This is a genomic window from Carboxylicivirga litoralis, from assembly GCF_025499605.1.
GTDB lineage: Bacteria > Bacteroidota > Bacteroidia > Bacteroidales > Marinilabiliaceae > Carboxylicivirga > Carboxylicivirga litoralis.
The window spans coordinates 239116-261400 of the sequence record NZ_JAFMVC010000001.1; the positions used below are offsets into that span (position 1 = coordinate 239116).

12 protein-coding genes are annotated in these 22285 nt (G+C 41.3%); 5 read left to right on the plus strand and 7 right to left on the minus strand.

The features are described from left to right. Window positions 1-81: 81 nt before the first annotated feature. Window positions 82-675: a hypothetical protein gene (locus J1N10_RS01045; RefSeq protein WP_262324812.1), complete on the plus strand. Its 594-nt coding sequence runs from the start codon at window positions 82-84 to the stop codon at window positions 673-675. A gap of 1 nt (window position 676) precedes the next feature. Here J1N10_RS01045 and J1N10_RS01050 read toward each other — a convergent pair whose 3' ends face one another. The 5 genes from J1N10_RS01050 to J1N10_RS01070 all read right to left on the minus strand — a co-directional run bounded on the left by J1N10_RS01050 (window position 677) and on the right by J1N10_RS01070 (window position 10694). After that, entirely contained in the window at window positions 677-3772 is a 3096-nt protein-coding gene (locus tag J1N10_RS01050; RefSeq protein WP_262324813.1) for a glycoside hydrolase family 2 TIM barrel-domain containing protein, read from the minus strand. A 195-nt stretch (window positions 3773-3967) separates the two neighbouring features. Continuing rightward, the gene (locus J1N10_RS01055) at window positions 3968-5557 is read right to left on the minus strand and encodes a YfcC family protein (RefSeq protein WP_262324814.1); all 1590 of its coding nucleotides are present in this window, start codon (window positions 5555-5557) and stop codon (window positions 3968-3970) included. 362 nt (window positions 5558-5919) lie between these two features. Next, the gene (locus tag J1N10_RS01060; RefSeq protein ID WP_262324815.1) at window positions 5920-6579 is read right to left on the minus strand and encodes a hypothetical protein; all 660 of its coding nucleotides are present in this window, start codon (window positions 6577-6579) and stop codon (window positions 5920-5922) included. A 373-nt stretch (window positions 6580-6952) separates the two neighbouring features. Further along, entirely contained in the window at window positions 6953-7147 is a 195-nt protein-coding gene (locus tag J1N10_RS01065) for a hypothetical protein (RefSeq protein ID WP_262324816.1), read from the minus strand. Window positions 7148-7244: 97 nt separating this feature from the next. Further along, on the minus strand, window positions 7245-10694 hold the full coding sequence (locus J1N10_RS01070; protein WP_262324817.1) for a leucine-rich repeat domain-containing protein: 3450 nt from the start codon (window positions 10692-10694) through the stop codon (window positions 7245-7247). 817 nt (window positions 10695-11511) lie between these two features. Between J1N10_RS01070 and hutI the strand changes: the two genes are divergently transcribed. The 3 genes from hutI (at window position 11512) to J1N10_RS01085 (ending at window position 17662) form a co-directional block, all read left to right on the plus strand. After that, a complete protein-coding gene (gene hutI / locus J1N10_RS01075) occupies window positions 11512-12759 on the plus strand; it encodes an imidazolonepropionase (protein ID WP_262324818.1) in 1248 nt (415 codons plus the stop codon). Between the two features lie 243 nt (window positions 12760-13002). Further along, the gene (ftcD, locus tag J1N10_RS01080; protein WP_262324819.1) at window positions 13003-14691 is read left to right on the plus strand and encodes a glutamate formimidoyltransferase; all 1689 of its coding nucleotides are present in this window, start codon (window positions 13003-13005) and stop codon (window positions 14689-14691) included. A 166-nt stretch (window positions 14692-14857) separates the two neighbouring features. Then, the gene (locus J1N10_RS01085; protein ID WP_262324820.1) at window positions 14858-17662 is read left to right on the plus strand and encodes a T9SS type A sorting domain-containing protein; all 2805 of its coding nucleotides are present in this window, start codon (window positions 14858-14860) and stop codon (window positions 17660-17662) included. Between the two features lie 132 nt (window positions 17663-17794). Here J1N10_RS01085 and J1N10_RS01090 read toward each other — a convergent pair whose 3' ends face one another. Further along, window positions 17795-18253 carry a hypothetical protein gene (locus tag J1N10_RS01090; protein ID WP_262324821.1) on the minus strand — a complete coding sequence of 153 codons (459 nt, stop codon included), beginning with the start codon at window positions 18251-18253 and terminating at the stop codon, window positions 17795-17797. Between the two features lie 178 nt (window positions 18254-18431). Here J1N10_RS01090 and J1N10_RS01095 point away from each other — a divergent pair, with 178 nt between their 5' ends. Then, complete coding sequence (locus J1N10_RS01095; RefSeq protein WP_262324822.1) at window positions 18432-20732, plus strand: beta-N-acetylhexosaminidase; 2301 nt, start codon at window positions 18432-18434, stop codon at window positions 20730-20732. 185 nt (window positions 20733-20917) lie between these two features. Here J1N10_RS01095 and J1N10_RS01100 read toward each other — a convergent pair whose 3' ends face one another. Beyond that, window positions 20918-22249, minus strand: a complete 1332-nt coding sequence (locus tag J1N10_RS01100; RefSeq protein WP_262324823.1) for a TlpA family protein disulfide reductase — start codon at window positions 22247-22249, stop codon at window positions 20918-20920. Window positions 22250-22285 lie beyond the last annotated feature (36 nt).

A 22285-nucleotide genomic window follows, 5' to 3' on the forward strand; every position in this document is an offset into this window, starting at 1 on the left:
TAAACATTTGATTAATTACGACTAAGCAACTTATATTTGTTGGTACTAAATGTACACAGTAATTTTTGAAACTAACCCTTCATGCCAAAATTAAAGCCATCACCTATTGTTAAATCAGCGTATGATATCCTGGCCTTTGCCTTGAATTTGCAGAGGCATCCGCAATATGAAAATATTTACGTTGATAAAAAGAAAATCAACTACCGACGAACCAAATGGGGCTTTGAAAAAGAAGAGAAGTATAATTTACGATTGGCCCTGATGCGAAAAGAAAGGCAACATGAGCAATTGAGGTATGATTACAATAACCTGGCATATGAATATGAACAATTGCTCAAACGCAAAACCGGTCTTATCCATCATCTAGAAATGGCCAACAACAAGTTGAAAGAATATCGCAAAGAGAAAGGCTTCTTAAAAAAACACCTGAAAGAAGTGTTGGATAAAAACATCTCGATTGAAAAACGCATGCAACGGATGCTTAAACAGGAAGAAAATCAACAACAGCAAATTGAAAAACTTAAAAGCTCAAAAGACAACCTGTTTGAACAAAATAATTACCTGACAGATAAAACCCGGCAACAAAAAACACAGATAAATGCCTTGCAAAAAACCATTGAGCAATTGAAATTGAACAGCACCGAAAAGATGCTTGAAAAAAAGGCCGAATTTTAAATTAAAACGGCCTGATGATTAACTGAAATGCATAGTCTTTAGGTCTGATCAAGTAAGGAGAATGAGGTTTGGCACCCCATGAGTTATCACCCCCTACGCCCATTATTTTATGATCGAGGTGCAAGTATACTTCATCACGCTTAGGCAAATCAAACGGGTGTAACACCCCTCTTTCCTTAGAAGTGAAATCGCTTACAGTATAATGCAAGGCTGAGAAACCAAAAGAACGATTAGCCAATACCTGCAAACCGGATCCTTGCGAATTGCTTAGCTTTAACCAACGAACATCCGTTTTGTATCCATTATCCTGAGGACTGGCATACTCCACATACTGCTCTTTAACCGTGCTGCTATATAAACCAACAAAAGCCGCTGAATTTCTATCGGGGTAATTTTCCCAGGGACCTCTACCATACCAGCTAACATCATTAAATTCAGGTTTTAAAGCTGCTTTCAATCCAATACGTGGCAACATTGGCATCGTAACATCTCCGACTTCAAAAACATAATTAACAATGATTTGTCCATTGCCAGAAACGGTATAGTCCAGGTTAATATACGAATCAACAGGTGGCAGATAGATACGAAAACTAACCACAGCCTGAAAATTACCCAAACGCGATAGTTTTGAATCAACCACCATGGCGCTGTCCATGATGTTTTGCCAAATAGCTAATTTTTCAACCATATTGTAACCATGATCATTATCGTTTGGTGCCTTCCAGAAGGTTGGCATTAAATCTTCGGCTAACAGCTCTTTATCATCATAGGTATAAGAATATAGGTTTCCTGATTCTTTATCAAACTGAGCTAAAAAACGCTCACCTCCCACCACATAGGAGTTATCGCCCTGCAGAATATGCACCGCCAGCTTTGTCTCTTTCTTTTCCGGCATATAGGCAGTCCCCAAGCTTATTTGCTCCGATGCCATTGTGCTTCCAGCTTTTAATAAGCCCCAATCGTCTTTTAAAACAGCGCGTAAATTCAAGAAGTACTCCTTATTTTCTTTTCGCTTCCAGGCATCCAAATAAAATGGCACTTTTTTGGTTTGTCCCGGTTCAATGCCTTCCAAAGACATATTTCCAGCCGAGATAACGTGCCCATCCTCCAACATCTCCCATTCCAACTCAAAGCCATTGAGTGTGACGAAATGATATTTATTGGTTATCCATAAGGCATTATTATCAAAGGGTACGGGATGAAATCCAATGTATTGATACACTTTTTTGACCTCATGAATTGCAGGATGCAAAGTTCGGTCGGGGTTTACCAGTCCATTCATACAGAAGTTGCGATCACTGGGAATATCCTTAGGGCCAAAATCACCACCATAGGCCCAATATTTCTGTCCATCATGGGTGTATTTTACCAAACCTTGGTCGACCCAATCCCAAATAAAACCACCTTGCAGATGATTGTATTGTTCTATCACACTCCAATAGTCCTGCAGATTACCTACGCTATTGCCCATGGCATGCGCATATTCACACAAAATAAGCGGACGCTTTTGCAGCTTTTCACCATAGCGAATCAAATGGGCAATGGGTGCATACATCGGACAAACAATATCAGTATGTGCACTTTCTCCAGCCCGCTCGTAGTGCACTGGTCGCGATGCATCAAAACCATGAATCCACTCAGAACATGCTTCGAAATTAACCCCATCACCGGCTTCGTTGCCCAATGACCAGATAATAATGGATGGATGGTTTTTATCGCGTTGCACCATCCGTTGCACCCGGTCAATATGCGCCGCTTTCCAGGTGGTGTCTTTGGCCAGTGAGCGCTCGCCATAGCCCATGCCGTGCGACTCAATATTAGCCTCATCGATAACATACAAACCGTGTTCATCGCAAAGCTGATACCAAAGCGGATCGTTAGGATAATGGCTGGTGCGCACCGCATTGATATTATACTCTTTCATCAATTGAATATCTTTAAGCATGGATTCACGAGACACAACATGCCCCGTATACTCATCGTGCTCATGCCGGTTAACACCTTTCAGGTAAATGGCTTTTCCATTCACCAATAGCTGTCCGCCTTTTATCTCTACTTCTCTAAATCCAACCTTGATGGCCGTTGATTCAATCACATTATTTTTATCGTCCTTTAAACTTATTTGCAGGTCGTATAAGTTGGGCGTTTCGGCGCTCCATAGCTGTGCTTGCTCAACCAATCCCCGCACCTGCAATTGGGTCGAAACCTTTTCTATCGGCACCAATTGGTTGATGAGTGACACTTGTCTGTTGCGATCCAATAAAGTCGCCTCAATATTATAATTACCTCGGGAATGCAAGGCCTCAATCTCCACATCAACCGTGTAGGTAGCGTTGCGATAAACAGAATCTAAATGGCAGCTAAAATGAATATCACGCAATCGGATATCATTGGTAGCATAAAGGTAAACATCGCGCTCAATGCCCGACAAACGCCAGAAATCCTGACATTCAAGATAGGAACCATCGCTCCAGCGATACACCTCTAAAGCCAGTGTATTTTCGCCTTGCTTAATATATTGACTTATCTCAAATTCGGCAGGTAGTTTAGAACCTTGCGAGTAACCAACCTTTTGACCATTGACCCAAATATAAAAAGCCGACTTGACAGCCCCTAAATGGATAAATACACGTTTACCATTCCAACTTTCATCTATGGTAAAATCCCTGCGATAAGAGCCTACCGGGTTCCAGCCATCAGGGATTTCAGGTGGCTGAGGATTGTCCATAGCAAATGGATAAGTCGTGTTAACATAGATGGGAATACCATGGCCTTCCAGCTCCCAGTTAGAGGGTACTTTTATACTATCCCATGCCGACACATCAAACTCCGCCTTATAAAAATCCACTGGTCGTTGCGAAGGTTCTTTCACCCAATGAAACTGCCAGTAACCATTTAGTAATTTAAAAAACTCAGCATTGTCCCGGCTAAACGAGAGGGCTTGTCTTGACTTTGTGAAGGAATAAAAACTGGCTCGTGCTGGTTCTTTGTTTATGGCAAAGATGGCGGGGTTTTCCCAATCGTTTTGCGCTGATGAACAAGCACTATAACTTGTTATTATTAGGAAACATATAATATGAATGAAACACTTTTGCATCTGAAAAACTTTATCGAACAAAATTAACCTATGTTCTGTGTTAGGGCAATGCCTATATGTACAAAAAAGGGCAGAAACGTTAATACCCCCTTCGCCTTCGGCACTTCCCCCTGTGATGGGGAAGAATGATTGACAGCTTGCAGAAAAGGGCAGAAACGTTATAATCTGCCCTTCTGTATTCAATTTTAACGATTACTAAAATCCGTTTAATTCCATGGTTACGGTTGGTATCAACAGTAAGAAACCAATAATGATTAAAGTTATAATAAGTGGTGCAATCCATTTTACCCACTTCGTATAGGGTATTTTGGCAACACCCAATACACCTATCAATACCGGTGATGTTGGGGTAATCATATTGGTAAAACCATCGCCAAACTGAAAGGCCATTACCGTTGCCTGGCGCGATAAACCAATTAAATCGCTGAAAGGCGCCATAATGGGCATGGTCAAGGCAGCTTTGGCCGAACCACTGGGGATAAAGATATTGATTAGCGTTTGTATGCAATACATGATACCCACCGAAGCAATGTTACCCAGGTCACTCATGGACTGTGCCATGCTATGCAGGATGGTGTGTACGATTTTTCCATCTTCCAGAATCACAATAATACCACCTGCCAAACCAACCACTAAGGCAGCTGACATAATATCCTTAGCACCTTCTAAAAACAGCTTGGTGATTTTATCGGCATCATTGCCCATAGCAGCACCCGACAGAATACCCATCGCCAGGAATAAGGCCGCTATCTCGGTGATGTACCACTCGTAGCCCATCACCCCAATAATTAAAAACAAGATGGTAAAACCCAGGAGGTTGAGAATAAAGAAATGCACCTTTTTGCGCAACGACAGAAATCCGGCAATAGCAAAAAAGCCAGCCATCACAGGCATTACGGGCCAGGTCACACCTTCGCCTCCTCCCATTTTTAAGGTCGTCATGGGATGCTTAATGGCAAATAATATCAATACCACAGTGGTTAAGCCATAGACCCACCAGGCCGAACGTGATGTTTTATCTTCCAGACCTTCGATGGTGCCTGCATTGCGCTGTCGCCAGTACTCATCTTCTTCGTACACGGCCGATGACTTGGGGTTTTTCTTCACCTTGCGGGCATACCATAGGATGTAGGCAAAACCAACTATATTAATCACCACCCAGCAAACCAAACGGTATTCGAAGCCTGAGAACAAGGGCAGCTCGGCTAAGCCCTGTGCAATACCAATGGTGAAAGGATTCAGCACCGCTCCGGCAAAACCCAATCCGGCTGCCACAAACACAATGCCCACACCGGTGATGCTATCGTAGCCCATGGAGATGGCCAACGGCACCAGCACCACCATAAAGGCAATGGTTTCTTCACTCATGCCAAAGACCGCTCCAAAGATGGAGAACATGAGCATGATGAGTATGAGTATAAGGTTATTGGCGCCCACCGCCCGAATGGCTTTATACTTATCGAGTTTCTTTACAAAATCGAGAAAGGATAAAATACCCACATCAATGGCACGCGAATCATTCATAATCCAGAAGGCACCACCAATCATCAGGATAAAGACAATGATACCGGCTCCTTTTTCAAAACCATGCACCATGGCTGCAAATATTTCCCAGGTCTGCGGTTGACTGTCAATACTGTGAAACACCATCTCGGTGGTTTCGACACCATCCACTATTTTGGTTTCTTGCACATACTCACCACCCGGCACAAACCAGGTTGCTACTGCTGCAAACACAATCAGCGAAAAAACGATAACGTAGGTATGGGGGACTTTTTTAAACATAGTTTTTTAAGAGTCAAGATTTAAGACATAAGTATCAAGATGACGCAATATCGCCATAAATTAACAGTGGGCAAAAATAGGATTTTAATTGGATTGTGCTGTATGCTATGGAACAGCTATGAATCCCCATCGCCTTCGGCACTTCCCTCCCGTTTATACGAGGCAAGCCAGGGAAAGAGTGTAATACCATATTGAAAAAAAATAAACACAGAGGCGCGGAGTCACTGAGTTTTTTATGTGGAGCCAAACTTCCCTGGCATCTTTGTGGTGCTTAGGTAGTGGCGAGGATGGAAAAACAGAAACCTGTCAGGTTTTGGAATCCTGACAGGTTTGCAATAATATGCGAGTCTTTATTTTAATTGCTAGCTTTTTACGGCTTTGCCTAAAGCTTCGAGCAGTTGAGGATCATCTTCGAGGGCAATGCGAGCCACGGCATAAAATTCCGACATCCAGTCGTCGAGCTTAGCGAGGGCTTCGTCTTTGGCCTTGGTGGCTGACTCCGACTCCCCTACTTCACGCAAATATGTCGTGCGCTTACTTTTCAGGTTGGCAATTAATTGTTTTGCCTGAGTAACATCATCAAGCGTTAACTTAAGGCGGGCCATTTTTGCCAACAGGGCTTCATCGGCAGCTAACACATCGTAAAAACGCTCTATTCCTGCCAATCGGCTGGCGTAAGCCACCGGCAAGGCTTTATGAATTAAAAGTTTGATTTGTGCATCCGGATCGTTTCGATACACCACCTTTGCCTTTTTGCGATGCAGGCGATAAACTATCTCTACAGCTTCCTTAGCCTCTTTAAAAGCGGTAGAAGCAACAGTGGTTTCATCGTCTTCGGTTTTATTAAACTTAAAGGCTTCGTGAGCCGCCTGGTTAAGTCCTTTACCTTCTTCAATAAGGGCACTGTCATAGCCCATTTCGGCCATTGCGGCGGCAATGGCGGGTTGTGCTACTACATTTTCAAGAGCCACATCGCTTCGTGTCAGCAACTCTGTTTCGGAGTTTTTAAATCTTGCTCCCATTTGTTACAAATTTTAAGATTAAACTTTGGTTAACACCAACCTGCGTTCAGGACTGGCTTCTTTCTGACAGATGCTGTTTATCCTTATCTTTTGTAACTCTGTTTTTCAATTCCTTCTGTATAATTATGTCTTCCTAGCGACCAATGAGGCACTCCTACCGGCCATTTGTTGACCCCGGAGGTCTAATCGTGCGCTCCGGAGCTCTTATCATGCACTCCTACCGGCTGATCATCGGTTCCGGAAGGCCGTTCATAGATTGCTACCGGCTCCTTGAGTATTCCTACCTGTCAATCATGGGTTGCTACGGGTGATTTATTATTGCCCACCAGGCGAGTTGTTGCTATACACTACCTTCTTACTCCATCTCTATGCTTTAAAGTTCTGCCTGCTTTTTCTTCTCCTGTCGATGGGATTGTATCACACTCAAAATAATCAGTACCATAGAGGCAATGCCTAAGTAAATGCCGGCATTGAAGAACCAGCTAAAATCGGTATCGCTCAACAGATACAGCTGAGCTGCTATAACAATAACTGCAAAAATGATGATTAATAATTTTTGTTTTTTCATGGTTGGGGGTTTGGGTAATTGTTAAAGTTTAATGTGGTTTGATATGGCGTAGCGTGACGCTACGCCAAACGGGGAGACAAAATGTTTATTCACTAGCCTACAATTTCTTAATCACATCAAGTATCACAGGAGGTACAGCCGGCATCCCTGTATTTGTTGCGATATTATTGTACAGCTCTGCCAGCTGAACACCATAATCGCGACCTTGCCGCATTAACTTTAATCCCTTGTGCAAAGATGATTCCTCATCGCCCAAAGCATTTATAAAACGTGTTAATCGTCCCTTTGATCTGGCTGGCAATTCATCATCATTATTTTGCGCTGTTTCTAATTGTTCTATAGCCTTCTCAGCCTTATTTATATCTTTAAGCGTAATTTCATAATCATCTTCTGACAAACCTCCGTTTAAAAGCAATTTTTTTTCATCCTCAAAATCTTCCGTTAGATTTTGAACCTCACCCAACATGTTGGAAATAGTTATGGTGACTTCACTTTTGGCAGTTGCTTCAGCCTTTGCATTGGCAGTTGCTGCTGACTGATTATTATTGTTGTTTATATTTTTAATGTGATTGATGCTCATACCCATTTCTTTTAACTGTTTCAATAAATGATTGTCTTTATTTTCATTTGCAGCGTTTTCAATGACAATATCACTAATGATTTGACCAATGTTAACTTGCTTCCACCTGGATTCCTGACAATCAACAAAGAAACTTCTGTTAATTACTTTATCCCAAAGCATATCATAATCGTAGAAGGATGGTTTTTCTTCTGATTGCATCCGTTTAAGACATGTTTCGCAATTGCAAGCGACCTTTGATTTAACGTTTATATTTTTAAAATCTTTATGAAGCTTATCTACAGCGTGGCGAATGTTAGATAACATATGCTTACATCCACTTTTATTGCCACTGATTTTTATATCAATTACTGTTTGGTTCTCTTGTGGATCATTAAATTGCTGAACCTCAGCAAAGGAATTTCCTCCATCAAAACTATCAATCAGCCTCATGCCTGTTTTCCATTGCTGTTCTTTTTCAATCTTATCATTAAGTTGTACAATTAAGCGAGAAAATAAACCATGAGGAATAAAACCATAGTGATACCTGAAACGAAGGTTAGTTTCATGCTCCCATCCATTTTTAGGCTTATCTGACGGCAACAGTAGAGGTGTAATAAAGACATCTTTTTGGTCGGGTATTTCATAACAAATATCAAACTTATCCTTAAGCAACAGATTAATTAACATGACCTTTTCTTCTTCGGAATAATTATTGGAATCCCATTTTGAAAAGGCCTGTTCCCGGGTAAAACGACCACCTCGTTCTTCAATTTTCTTATCAGATAGTATATAATACATACCCTTAGTTAACCAGTTTTGATCCAGGAATATATGTGTACATAAATCCCGATCATCAAAGTACACTAAATCACCCACCGACCTGAAATAATCGAGGCACCAGTCTGCCTGTCGTTTATTAAAGTCTATCGAGGGATCTTCACACAATTTATAATACTCATCTTTACGTATGTAACGCAATCCTTCTCGTTCCTTTAAAGCTTTCCGCACCAATCCCCACTTTCTAGGAACCTTACGGTTAACTAATTCAATGTCCGATAGCTTTTCAGCAATCATTTCCTGTAAGGATGCCCATCTCTTTTTATGCCTGGTCTGAATTTGATTTAGGTTGACTTCAATTGAGTTGATGGTTAATTCAGGGTATAACTCCTGGTACTTGTTTAATGCAAATTTCTCGTTGGCATGCTTTGCTTCCTTGGGGTTTTCTAAAACAATCACATTGCTTTTGGGGCCAAGCAGATTAATTATCTGAAACCAATAATCAAAATTGGTGTTTTCAGCTCGTTTATCCGAAACCAACACATAAAGGCACTCCTCTGTAATAAAGAACTGGTGCAACATTTTTTGGATATTTTGTCCACCAAAATCCCATAAATGCGCTTGTATATTAACGTTAGCTTCTTCAGTATGAACAAACTCTTTACCACGGTTAACTACCACACCAATAGTAGAATCTAACTTGCCTGGTTTTACTTCATATTTGGGATCGAGTAATAAATTCGCAAAAGTAGTTTTACCGGCTCCTCCTTGCCCCAATATCATCAATTTTGACTCGAAAAAAGGAGTTGATCCGGTTTTATCTATTTGTGAAAACCATTCCAATATAGCATCACTGCCTTGTTCTACTATATTTATTGGAGGACTGGTGATTGCATTATTAAACAAAGACACTCCACCCCACTTTCTTAAATTTTGCTGTTTATAGAGCCCTTTCTTTAACAACGGTACTAAACTATCCAATTCTTTGATTTGGTTCGAACTAAGATTTAAATTGACTAACTTTGATAACTCTGTCAAAGAACTTATATCACTAACTTTATTACTTTTAAGATCTAGGCTTGACAAATTAGTTAGATTTTTAAGGGGTAAGATATCACTGATTTGGTTTGAACTAAGATCTAAACTTGTAAGATCTATCATCCTTTCTAAGAAACTAATATCACTAATCTTATTATCACTTAAACGTAAAGTTTTTAAACCAGTTAAGTCTCTCAAAAATTCAGCTTCATAAATTTTATTTTCATGAAGATCTAAACTTTTTAATCCTGACAAGTTCTTTAAAAAAGTATAATCATTGATTCTGTTATTACCAAGATCTAGATTCTTCAAACAAGTTAGACTCTTCAAAAAGTTGTAATCACTAATCTGATTTTCTCTAATTTCTAAAGTTGTCAGACTTGTCAACTTTTCCATAAAGCTAACATCACTAAATTGAACATAACTAAGACCTAAAGTATTCAATCCTGTTAGCTTTTCTAGAAAATGTATGTTACTAATTTGATTGTTTCTCAAATTCAAATTAGTAATATTAGTCAATTTTTCTAACCAACTAATATCATTGATATTATTATAGCGAAGATCTAAGTTGGTTATTCCAGTTAAATTCTTTAAAAAGCTAATATCACTGATTCTACTAAAACTAAGGTCCAAATTAGTTAAACAGGATAGATCCGAAATACAACTCACTTCCTTAAGCGGATTAGAACTAAGTTCAAGATTTGCTAATTTATCCAAATTCTTCAAGGGGCTAGTATCAGTGATTGTATTATCACCAAGTTGTAAGAATTCCAATCCCGTTAACTCTTCCAAGAAACTAATATCACAAATTTGATTCGCTCTAAGAGATAAAGCAATTATGGAAGGTATCCTTTTTAGGACCGAAAAATCATTTAATGACCATTTTTCGAATACATCTCCACCAAAGGTAAAAGCCTTTAAATGTCTTAAGTGTTCGAATTTATCGGGTAGACCTGTTTTGTTAAACTTATTTTGTTTCCCTATATTTCTACTTAGATACCAACCTTGCATTCCAAAATCCCAATAGATCGAACAAAAATTTAGCTCTTCCAACCAATCCAATTCAAAGAGTTCATCCGGAAAATCGGTTAAACCACAATTTCCTAAATCAAGTTTTCCAGTTCTTTCTTCTTTTTCTTTTTTAATTAGTTGTAAGGCTAGTTCACTCATAATACTTGATAACTATTGAAATTAATGGCTTAATAATAAAATCAACTTCACAATTAAGCATACTAAAACATCTTATTATTTTAAACTAATAAATATATCCACTTCACTATATATCCAATATACCTTCTTAACATGCAGATACATATTAAACACCCACATGTATCTTCATCCATGTTCAGATACATTTAACTTTTAACTATTATTTACCGCCCCATTGAACTCTCACATTATCCCCGGTCAGGGAGGCGGTTTCATTTCCGATTAGTGGATACTAAAATAGGATTAAATTTTATTTGCACATCATTATGTTGACAAACAAACACCAACTCTTGAGGAATGAAGGGATATTGGAGATAAAGGGGTGTAAGCCCGTGCTGTCGCACCAATCCCTTCGTGTGATAAAGATAATACACCACGCGAAAGGATTCGCGCGGTAGCATTGGGAGAAACACCTCATCCTCACCTTCTCCTCAAGGAGAAGGAAAAGAACAATTCGAAGTTTTTAAGCACCTTTGAGGTTATTAAGAGCTGAAGGTGAGAAAACAGAAACCTGACAGGTTTGCATCCTTGCAATAACTATGAATCCCCCATCGCCTTCGGCACTTCCCTCTCGTTTATACGTGACAAGCCAGGGGAAGATGATTAACAGCTTGCTAAATTTTATAAACTCTGTGCCTTTGCGGCTCTGTGTTTATTTATTGCGGTATGCACTGCCACTGACTCCGGACTTTAAAAAACCCAATTGATTAAAATCATAGACTTACTATTAACAATTATTCTACTTTTAAATCCGTAAAAATCAGCTAATACAATTCTGATGAAGCAACTATTAATCAAGAACATAAAAAAACTGGTTCAGACCGAAAAAGAGAACCAGCCATATATTGCCGGTGCTCAAATGGCCCAACTTCCATTCATTGATGATGCCTACTTATTAATTAAAGGCGCCTACATCAGTGCCTATGGTTCAATGAGCGATTTGGACGAAGCAGCATTGCCGGCAGATATTGAGGTCATTGACGCCACTGACCGCTTGGTATTACCGGCCTGGTGCGATTCGCACACGCATTTGGTGTATCCGAAAAGCCGCGATGTGGAATATGTGGATAAAATCAAAGGCCTGAGCTACGAAGAGATTGCTGCCCGTGGAGGTGGTATTCTTAACTCGGCAAAGCTAATGGCTACAGCCAGCGAAGACCAGCTGTTTGAGGACGCCATGGTGCGTCTCGAGGAAATTATCAAATGGGGAACCGGTGCCGTTGAAATTAAGAGTGGATACGGTTTAACCACCGACAGCGAGCTAAAGATGCTACGCGTGATTAAACGCCTGAAAGAAGCCAGTCCGCTGACGATTAAATCCTCTTTCCTGGGTGCTCACTCCATTCCGATGGAATATCGCGGCCAGCAGGAGAAATATGTTGACCTGGTGATTAACGAGATGTTACCGGCTGTTGCCCAGGAAAAATTGGCCGACTACGTAGATGTATTCTGCGATGTGGGTTTCTTCACGGTTGAAGATACCGACCGTATATTAAATGCTGCTGCCAAACATGGCTTAACACCAAAGATACACGCTAACGAACTGGATTACTCGGGAGGTATTCAGGTGGGTGTTAAGTACAACGCCCTGTCAGTCGATCACCTGGAATTTACTGGTGAAGAAGAGATGAAAGCACTGAAAGATTCGGGCACGATGCCAACCATCTTGCCAGGAGCTGCCTTTTTCCTTAATATGGCTTATGCACCAGCTCGCCAAATGATGGAAGCCGGCCTGCCGGTGGCTTTAGCATCTGACTTTAACCCAGGCTCATCACCATCGGGTAATATGCAGTTAATTATGGCGATGGGTAGCGTTCTGTATCGCATGCTGCCTGAAGAGGTGATTCATGCCGTAACCAAAAATACAGCTTATGCCATGGGCGTAGACAAGGAGTTAGGTTCTATCTGTGTGGGTAAAAAAGCCAATGTGGTAATTACAAAACCGATTCCGGGCATTGAGTATTTGCCTTATGCATATGGCGAGAATAAGGTGGAATGTACCATCCTGAACGGATTGAAGATGTAAGAAGAAGACATCAGATAAAATTGAGGCTATGAAACATTAAGCCCCCTCTCCCTTCGGGTTTCTCCCCACGGGGAGAATTATAACCATCCAAAATCTTCCCCTGGGGGAAGTGCCGTTAGGCGATGGGGGAAGCAGAATAATAATAAAAAGACGCAAGACATAAGAGTATTTACAATTGTCAATCATCTTTTGTCTTAGGTCTTTCATCCATATAAAGTAAACAAATCGACAAAAACATATACTATGCAACAACTAATAGAATGCGTTCCTAATTTTTCTGAGGGATGCGACATGACAATCATCGATAAGATTACCGATGAGATAAAGAAAATAGACGGTGTTAAACTGATTGATGTTGACCCGGGCAAAGCAACTAACCGTACGGTAGTAACTATTGTAGGAACACCTAACGAAGTGTGCGAAGCTGCTTTTCAGGCGGTTAAGAAAGCGCAGGAATTAATCGATATGCGCTCTCACAAAGGTGCTCACCCTCGCTTTGGAGCCACTGATGTGTGCCCGTTGGTGCCGGTGGCTAACATCACCATGGAAGAGACGGTTGAGTATGCTCACAAATTAGCCGAGCGCATTGGTACAGAATTAAACATTCCAATCTATTGCTACGAGTTTGCGGCTAAAGAAGAGAAACGTAAAAACCTGGCAACTTGCCGCGAAGGTGAGTACGAAGCCATTCCTAAGCGTATTGGCACAGCTGAGTGGAAGCCTGATTTCGGTCCTGCTGAATGGAACGAGAGTGTAGCCAAGTCGGGTGTTACTGCCGTAGGCGCCCGTAACTTCCTGATTGCTTATAATGTGAACCTGAACACCACTTCAACTCGTCGTGCTAACGCCATTGCATTCGACGTGCGCGAGCGTGGTCGTGTTAAGCGCGAAGGCAACCCGGTAACCGGTAAAATCGTGAAAGACGAGAACGGTAATCCGGTGAACATCCCGGGTATGTTGAAGTCGGTAAAAGGTATTGGCTGGTACATTGAAGAATATGGTGTGGCTCAGATTTCGATGAACCTGACTGACATTACCGTAACATCATTGCACAAAGCTTACGAAGCGGTTTATGAACGTGCCAATGCGCGTGGTATCCGCGTGACCGGTTCTGAGATGGTGGGTGTTGTACCCTTGCAAGCCATGTTAGATGCCGGTAAATACTTCCTACGCAAGCAGGAACGTTCAACTGGCATCCCTGAGCGTGAAATCATAAAGATTGCAGTTAAGTCGATGGGCTTGGATGAGTTATATCCATTCGACCCGGATAAGAAGATTATTGAGTACATCCTAAAAGACGATAAGAAGCAGCTAATTGATATGAACCTGACTGAGTTTGCTGATGAGACAGCATCAGAGTCGCCGGCTCCTGGAGGAGGTTCTATCTCAGCTTATGTTGGTTCACTGGGTGCTGCCCTGGGTACTATGGTAGCTAACCTGTCAGCTCATAAGCGTGGCTGGGACGAGCGTTGGGAAGAGTTCAGCGACTGGGCTGAAAAAGGCATGGCTGTTGAAAAAGAATTATTGGCTTTGGTTGATGAAGATACCAACGCTTTCAACAAAATTATGGATGCTTTTGGTCTACCTAAGGGAACCGACGCCGAAAAAGCAGCTCGCAAAAAGGCGATTGATGATGCAACCAAATACGCTATCCAGGTACCTTTCCGTGTGATGGAAGTGGCTTTCAAAGGTTTTGAAGTGATTCGTGCCATGGCTGAGGTGGGTAACCCTAACTCGGTAACCGATGCAGGTGTAGGTGCTTTATGTGCCCGCTCTGCCGTGATGGGTGCTTACCTGAATGTGAAAATCAACGCGGCTGGTCTTGATGATAAAGCTTACGTTGAGAAAGTATTAGCTGATGGTAAAGTGATTGAAGACAAAGCCATCCAGGAAGAAAAAGAGATATTGGAGATTGTAAATGGCAAGATTTAAAAAGCTTCCAGCTGTTGGCTAATTGCTAATAGCGATTTACATGATGTAAGATATAAACGGCTGCCCCTGGGGTGGCCGTTTTTTTTGACGAACCCAATATTTAACACCACGAATGAAACCTTTCATATGACTAAAGGGTATAAATCATACACCCAAACACGTTAATATGAAATTCTATCGCCTCACAAACCTTACTACACTAAGGCTATGGCTCTTACTACTATCATTTGGACTCGCAGCCAGTTCGAGTGTTTTTGCTCAAGACAGTAAATGCAACGATTGCTTTTCAACGGAAGTCAATAGCATCATTGAAGATGGTAATTGTATTACAATTGAACTGCAAGTAGATGCATCCGAATGTGCACAAGCCTTATCACACTTTACGGTCGAAATACCATGTGGCACGGTTACTGAAGCCAGCAATTCAATGGGCTGGCCAATGGAGTTGAACAGCACCGACCCAACAACCAATATTTATGGTCTGAAGGTTGACGAAACTGAAGGCTTTGGTGAAGATGGTGTGGCTGCTTCATTCACGGTCAACTATACTGTTTGCACGGATGATGCCCAGTGCCTGGACCAATTGCTATATGACAACTTTACGCTTGGCTATAAAGCAGGTGAATGTGTTTTCACCGATGAACTTAAATTAAAAGACAATCAACTGGAAGCCTCCATAAATCCAACGCACATCATGTGCTATGGCAATACTGGAAGCATTGATGTGACGGTAACAAATGGCACAGAACCAATTACTTTTCAATGGAACAATGGCGCTACCAGTGAAGATATTGACAATCTGCAGGCGGGAAGCTATTCGGTTGTCATCACTGATGCCAGTGGCGAATCATTAACGCTGGAGACTGTTATCACAGAGCCTGAAGCAATTAAAGTGAATGCCTCTGTCACACATGCCAATTGTGGTCAATCAGACGGTAATATACACTTAGAAATTTCAGGTGGAACAAGCCCCTATGAAATATCCTGGAGCTCGGGTGACACTGGTGCTTCCATCAACAACATATCGGGCGGCACATATTATGCAACGATTACCGATGCTTTAGGCTGCTCACAATCATTTAAATATACAGTGATTGACCAAACTGACTTACAAGCCAGCATAAACACCAACACCATTGAATGTCATCAGGAAGGTAACGGAACGCTTACTGTTGTTGCCAGTGGAGGAACTGAGCCATATACTTACTTATGGAGTAATGGTGAAACAACTGAAACAGCTTCTAACCTTACCAGTGGTAACCATAAAGTAACCGTTACCGATGCTAATGGTTGCTCCATAACAAAAACCGGCTATGTGGTATTGGAGAAGCTTAGCGTTAACCATTCAATTGTAGAACCAACGTGTAATGGTGACGCCAGTGGCTCGGCAACAATAACCATTACAGATGGCACAGAACCTTACGACATCGTCTGGAACAACGGAGAAACCTCTTCAACTATTACTGACTTAACGGGTGGCTGGTATTGGGCCGATATTACCGATGCCAATGGATGTACTACCCGTGAATATGTAAAAGTAAGTGAACCCAACGCCATCAGCATTAATGCATCTGTTAAGCGAGCCTCATGCCAGGAGAATGATTCTTCAATCATCGTTTCTATTGAAGCAACTGGAGGAACGCCACCTTACGACATCTATTACAAGGACCAGCTTACCAATGGTGAAATCAATATTGATAAAGAGGGCTATTATGAATTTACAGCAACAGATGCCAATGGTTGTAGTATTACCGAAAGCATCTATATCACAAGACCTGAAGCAGCATTAGACTTTAGCGTATTTGTTAAACAACCCGATTGTCAAAGCACTTTAGGCTCAGCTGAGATAAACATCAATGATGGAACGGCACCTTACAACATTATATGGCCCGATGGCAACAATGGCTTATCTCGTTATGATCTTACAGCTGGTGAATACCTTATAACTATTGAAGATGCTAACGGATGTTCAGCATCACAAACTATCGTGATTAGTGAAGCGACAATCCCTTCAGTATCATTAAGTGTTCCTAATGCGGTCATTTGCGGAAGTGTTGATAATATCATGAATGCTAATGTGGAAAATGCCGAACTGTTTTCCTGGACCATAACTAATGCCGACGACACATGGTTTATTCAGGATGAACAACCAACTCAATTGCTTTACACTGCAGGCATTGGCGCTGCAACCATCACCCTCGAGGTAACCAGTATTGACGGTTGTACCGCCAGCGATTCAGTCACTCTTTCGTGTGATAACTCTGAAGACGACATAGATGGCACGGACGATGTTAATAATAACGACTCTACTCCTACAGAAGAATGCGAAAATACTTGCTTTGATATTATCCCGGTTGACTGGTACCAGACCTATGACGGGTGTTATACCTATCACGCAAGAGTAAGCACTGATGGCAGTTGTCGTCACGAGCTTTCGCACCTGACAGTAGAAGTATTGAATGGTTCTGTAAGCATTGTGGAGAATTCAAACAACTGGAAAACGGAGCTCAACAACACCGACCCTACTTCAGGCTTATATGGTTTTAAAGTGGATGATATATCCAACTTTGGAAAAGAAAACGATGCCTTCGACCTTAGCTATAATGTTTGCTTTAACAACACCGAAGCTCAGACAGAATTTGTGGTAGCCTACAAGGCAGCTACATGTATTATGCTGGATACATTAACATTTGAAAAGCCGCAAACAGAACCAACTGTCAAGAGTTATCCAAATCCGTTTGTTGACCAAACAACCATTGAATTTACGGCTGAGACGGATGGCAATGCGCTTGTTAATATCTACAGCATTAATGGTGAGCTCGTGAAAATTCTTTATAGCGGACCAGTTGAAGCTGGCACAACTTATTCTTTTGACTTTACAAGCCAAAGCAGTGGCAGCACTATATACTTCTATCGCATTATCTGCGGTGAACAATCAATGCAAGGAAAGATAATACAGACAAAAAGGTAGACCATTAATAATAGGACAATTTTGGTTATACGAAGTAGCGGCTACTGAGAATTCAGTAGCCGTTTCTTTTTGATTAAAATATCATAATTGCCACAGCACCTTGAAGATGTTTAAGAAGTTAATTCCTCCCCCTTAATTCAATCGCTCTAAACCCAAAGCATTCGACATCTTCTCAAGCTCAACTTCATCAAGCTTCGTCACCTGCTTTAATGGCATTAACTTCTGCCCATTTCCATCAAAGAGACAAATCAGGTGTTGCTTCTGCTCAATATCCAAAGCACGATTACTTCGGCTATAAGTGCGATACACCTTGTTAGAATGATAAACGCCAACTTTCATATCCGGTTTAACAGTTATCCACTGTCCGGTTTTAATAATTCCAAATAGCTTATCGCCATTACGCACTTGTTTATGCTCATAATCGATGGTTGTAATTGGTTTGGTAAAAGCTACAAATGCACCAATCACAACCACCACAATACCAGCAAAACCCGACATAACTGTTAAAAACAAGCCAGCACCAAAAATAACCAGTCCACTAAAAGAGCCAACCGGGCCAAAGGTTTTACCCAACGAATTAATTTCTTTCATAGAATGTGTAACTATTGTTAAACGAAGATAATGAATGGCAACGACATAAACACTAACGAAGCATACCTGCTGCTTTTTGGTACATCCATCCTAGTATCTGAACATTTTTCACCTATCAGCACATTCTCTCTTTCGTAACCTAATCATATCTTTACGAAACACTTCAAATACACAAAATATGAGATTTAAACCTTGGCTTATTTTAAGCGTTATTATCGTAAGTTTAACCAGCTGCCATAACAAAAAACAATCGGCTGCTATCCAGATTATTCCAGAACCGCTTTCTATAGAACAAAACAATGGCAAAGCATTCATTGTGGAGAATAGTCTGAAAATTCAGCTGTCCGACTCAGCAATGTTGCCTGCTGCAAGTTTGTTGCAAGATATTACAAAGCAAGACATTGAGCTTATCTGGAAGAATGAAAAAGACTCTTCAGCCGATTTTATCTTTGAATTAAATGCCTCTTTGGATTCATTATCGCACGAAGGCTATGTATTAAACATCAGCTCTGAACAGGTGCAAATACAATCGGCTGGAGCTGAAGGATTGTTTTATGCTGTGGAGAGTATTCGACAACTACTGCCAACTACATTTGATGCCGACGATGAATTAGCACTGCCTGCTTGTCGCATTATCGACAGCCCACGCTTTGCCTGGCGAGGTATGCACCTGGATGTGTCGCGTCATTTTATGCCGGTATCATTTATTAAAAAATACATCGATTACCTGGCCATGCATAAACTCAACGTTTTCCACTGGCATCTGGTAGATGGCATTGGCTGGCGCATTGAAATTAAATCGCACCCAGAGCTGACCGATATTGGTGCCTGGCGTAAGGTAAAACCAGGCTTACGCCCGATGCAAGAATTTGAAGTATGGCGCGAAGGCGATACAGAAGAGAAGTATGGCGGTTTCTATACCCAGGATGAAGTGAGAGAAATTGTAGCCTACGCGACCCAAAAGCACATTACCGTTTTGCCTGAGATAGAATTACCAGGTCACTCCGAAGTGGTGTTTCAGTGCTACCCTCACCTGGCTTGTAAAGATGCTAACGGAAAACACATTAAAAACACAGCTGTTTATTGTGCGGCCAATCCGCAAGGTTACCAGTTGTTGGAAGACGTATTGGAAGAGGTTCTGACCTTGTTTCCTTCGGAATACATCCACATTGGTGGCGATGAAGTGGATAAGAAGTTCTGGAACAAATGCCCCGATTGCCAGAAGATGATGAAGAAGAATGGCTACGATGCACATGAGCTACAAAGTCATTTTATCAATCACTTTGACACCTGGTTAAAAGAGAAAGGCCGCAAGCTGATTGGCTGGCACGAGATACTAGAAGGTCAATTGTCGCCATCGGCCACCGTGATGTACTGGGCCTCTGAAAAACAGGTAAAAGAGTACCTGGAGAAAGGCCACCCAACAGTTTTAACAACGGGCTCTCACTTGTATTTCGATCATTATCAAGGTTTGAGTAAGAATGAACCAAAAGCTTTTGGTGGTTATGCCCCCCTTAAAAAAGTGTATGATTACGAGCCAATTCCTGAGGGTCTTGAGCCACAATATGCCAACCTGGTGATGGGTGTTCAAGCGAATATCTGGACTGAGTTTATGCCTAATGAACAACAGGTGGAATACATGTTGTTCCCTCGAATAGCAGCCCTTTCGGAAATAGCCTGGCAACAAAAAGGCACCAAAAACTGGAGGCACTTCGAAAATAAGATGAATGGTATGCTAAAGCGCTATGAGAGCATGAATATTAATTATGCACAAAGTGCTTTGCGTCCTGGTATCACATTTGAATTTCAGCCCGAAACACACCAAATGAAAGTACGCATTGAAACAGAGTTGAAGGCCGATATTCGCTACACTATTGATGGCACTGAACCTTCATTTACTAATGGAATGACATACACAACCCCATTCTTCTTAGATGCTTCTGCCACTATTAAAGCAGTGACTGTTAAAAATGGTGAAGTGAATTGCGAAACTGAAGTGAAAGAAGCCATTCTTCACAAAGCGGCAGGTGCCGAGGTAGAATTATTCTCACAACCTATTGAAAAATATTCCAGCAATGGACCATTAACCCTCGTTGACACAGAGTTTGGTGGTAACAAATGGGGTAATGGCAAGTGGTTAGGCATCCTTCAAAAAGATTTTGAAGCGATTATCAAGCTTAAAGAAAGTACCGCCATCCAAACCGTTAAGTTCAGCTGCATTGAAGCACCTGGTTCGGGTATTTTCTATCCTGAAACAGTGCAAGTACTTATTTCAGACGATGGTGCCGACTATACACAAGCGGGCGAATGGCAATTGGATAAGACCTACCAAAAACCCTGGTCATTTGATGTTAACGACCTGATTATACCGATTGAATTCAATCGCACAAAGGCTCAATACATCAAAATAAAAGCCAGATATCCACGCCTGGAAGGCACAGGTGTCTTCTTATTTATCGATGAAATAATTGTTGAGTAAAAAAGACGAACAAATCATAGAAGTGGCTTCCATTGGGTGGTCGTCTTAATTACATATTAAAATCCTGTTAACCCAAAAGAGGCTGCCTTTCCAGGCAGCCTCTTTGTTGTTTAGAATGTATTAAGAAGTTGATAAATACAATAATTCACGAGAATAGAATAATGTATCTATCGATCGGAAAAAACTTAAATATGCTCAATAATAAGCTTCTCAAATTCAGCATTAGAAGGAGCCGGTGCAAACGCATCAATAAACTTACCTGATTCATCAATTACAATGAACCTGGGTACACCAAACAGTTCATATTCTTTAAATTCACTGCGGCTACAAATGAACTGCTTTGACTGTTTGTCATGCTCACTTATGTATTTGTTCCAGGCTTTCTTATTGGAATCGATACTGATTGCCATAAACTGGATGTTTTCGTTACTATACTTTTGGGCCAGCTCCTCAAAATAAGGGGCCTCGTTTTTACATGGCCCACACCAGGTAGCCCACACATCGATGACCACCATTTGACCTTTAAAATCGGACAAACTCACCATTTGCCCATCAGTGGTACTAAAGGTTAGGTTGGGAGCGGCATTACCAGGCCCCAGCACTTCATATTTATGAAACGCTTTACTGATCACCTTTTTATATCGTTCTGATTGTAGTTTAGTCTCCACTTCGCCCCTCTGTTCTAACACTTGTTTAACAGGCCCCAGTGAAGCTAAACCATAGCAAAGATTTGAAGCCTCGATAAAGTCGACCAATTCCTGATTCACTTGCTTGGCTCCAAACTGTTCCACCACTGATTCGCAAATACTGCGGTAAGTATCCAGGTTCAGGTAATCAGGATCGTTACCGTCCTTTAAATAGGCACTTACATAAGGTTTAAAATAAACATCAGCACTATCCTTGAAGCTTTTTGCATCGTCATCTTTAAGTTGCTTCATCCAGCTTGCATAAAACCCGTAACATTGCAAGGTATTAGCCGCATCAAATTCGATACGACCTTTCTCCAATTTCATAAAATACTCACTAACATTTGTCAAGCTGTCCAATTGCATATTAGCTTTTTCAACCACTTTTGCCAGGCGTTCAAGCACCTCGTCAAAATCAGGATGGTTATTTAAGTTAACATGGGGAATGTATGAGCCGCCCTTGGGGAAAGGCTTAGAACGCAGATACCTGTTCGCCTCAGCTCCTATTCCCTTAAACACAGCTGCATTTGGTTCATTCAGGTTCACCTCCATCGTAAGGTCATCGCCAGGTGATAAATACAAGGTATTGCGCCCTAAGCGAAAATAGGTCGGCTGCTCAAGCGGGATGGTGATATCAAAGTAGTTACTGGAATCGGTTTTAATTTCAACGGTCTCGCGTAGAATATACCCTTCAGGTGTTTCAATCCGCATGGTTTCCACCGGAGAAAAATTCTTTAGCGTTCCCTTTAAATGCACTTCTTGCAAAGGCTTTTGGGTACATGCCACACAAATTAGTGCCAGGCCTAATATCGTAAATAAAGTTTGTTTCATTTTCAAATCAACATTTCTGTAAACCATTCCGGACGC

What these genes read in the sequence shown, in the direction of transcription:
- J1N10_RS01045 (WP_262324812.1), top strand. Translation starts at nt 82, where the DNA reads ATGCCAAAATTAAAGCCATCACCTATTGTTAAATCAGCGTATGATATC.
- J1N10_RS01050 (WP_262324813.1), bottom strand. Translation starts at nt 3,772, where the DNA reads ATGCAAAAGTGTTTCATTCATATTATATGTTTCCTAATAATAACAAGT.
- J1N10_RS01055 (WP_262324814.1), bottom strand. Translation starts at nt 5,557, where the DNA reads ATGTTTAAAAAAGTCCCCCATACCTACGTTATCGTTTTTTCGCTGATT.
- J1N10_RS01060 (WP_262324815.1), bottom strand. Translation starts at nt 6,579, where the DNA reads ATGGGAGCAAGATTTAAAAACTCCGAAACAGAGTTGCTGACACGAAGC.
- J1N10_RS01065 (WP_262324816.1), bottom strand. Translation starts at nt 7,147, where the DNA reads ATGAAAAAACAAAAATTATTAATCATCATTTTTGCAGTTATTGTTATA.
- J1N10_RS01070 (WP_262324817.1), bottom strand. Translation starts at nt 10,694, where the DNA reads ATGAGTGAACTAGCCTTACAACTAATTAAAAAAGAAAAAGAAGAAAGA.
- hutI (WP_262324818.1), top strand. Translation starts at nt 11,512, where the DNA reads ATGAAGCAACTATTAATCAAGAACATAAAAAAACTGGTTCAGACCGAA.
- ftcD (WP_262324819.1), top strand. Translation starts at nt 13,003, where the DNA reads ATGCAACAACTAATAGAATGCGTTCCTAATTTTTCTGAGGGATGCGAC.
- J1N10_RS01085 (WP_262324820.1), top strand. Translation starts at nt 14,858, where the DNA reads ATGAAATTCTATCGCCTCACAAACCTTACTACACTAAGGCTATGGCTC.
- J1N10_RS01090 (WP_262324821.1), bottom strand. Translation starts at nt 18,253, where the DNA reads ATGAAAGAAATTAATTCGTTGGGTAAAACCTTTGGCCCGGTTGGCTCT.
- J1N10_RS01095 (WP_262324822.1), top strand. Translation starts at nt 18,432, where the DNA reads ATGAGATTTAAACCTTGGCTTATTTTAAGCGTTATTATCGTAAGTTTA.
- J1N10_RS01100 (WP_262324823.1), bottom strand. Translation starts at nt 22,249, where the DNA reads ATGAAACAAACTTTATTTACGATATTAGGCCTGGCACTAATTTGTGTG.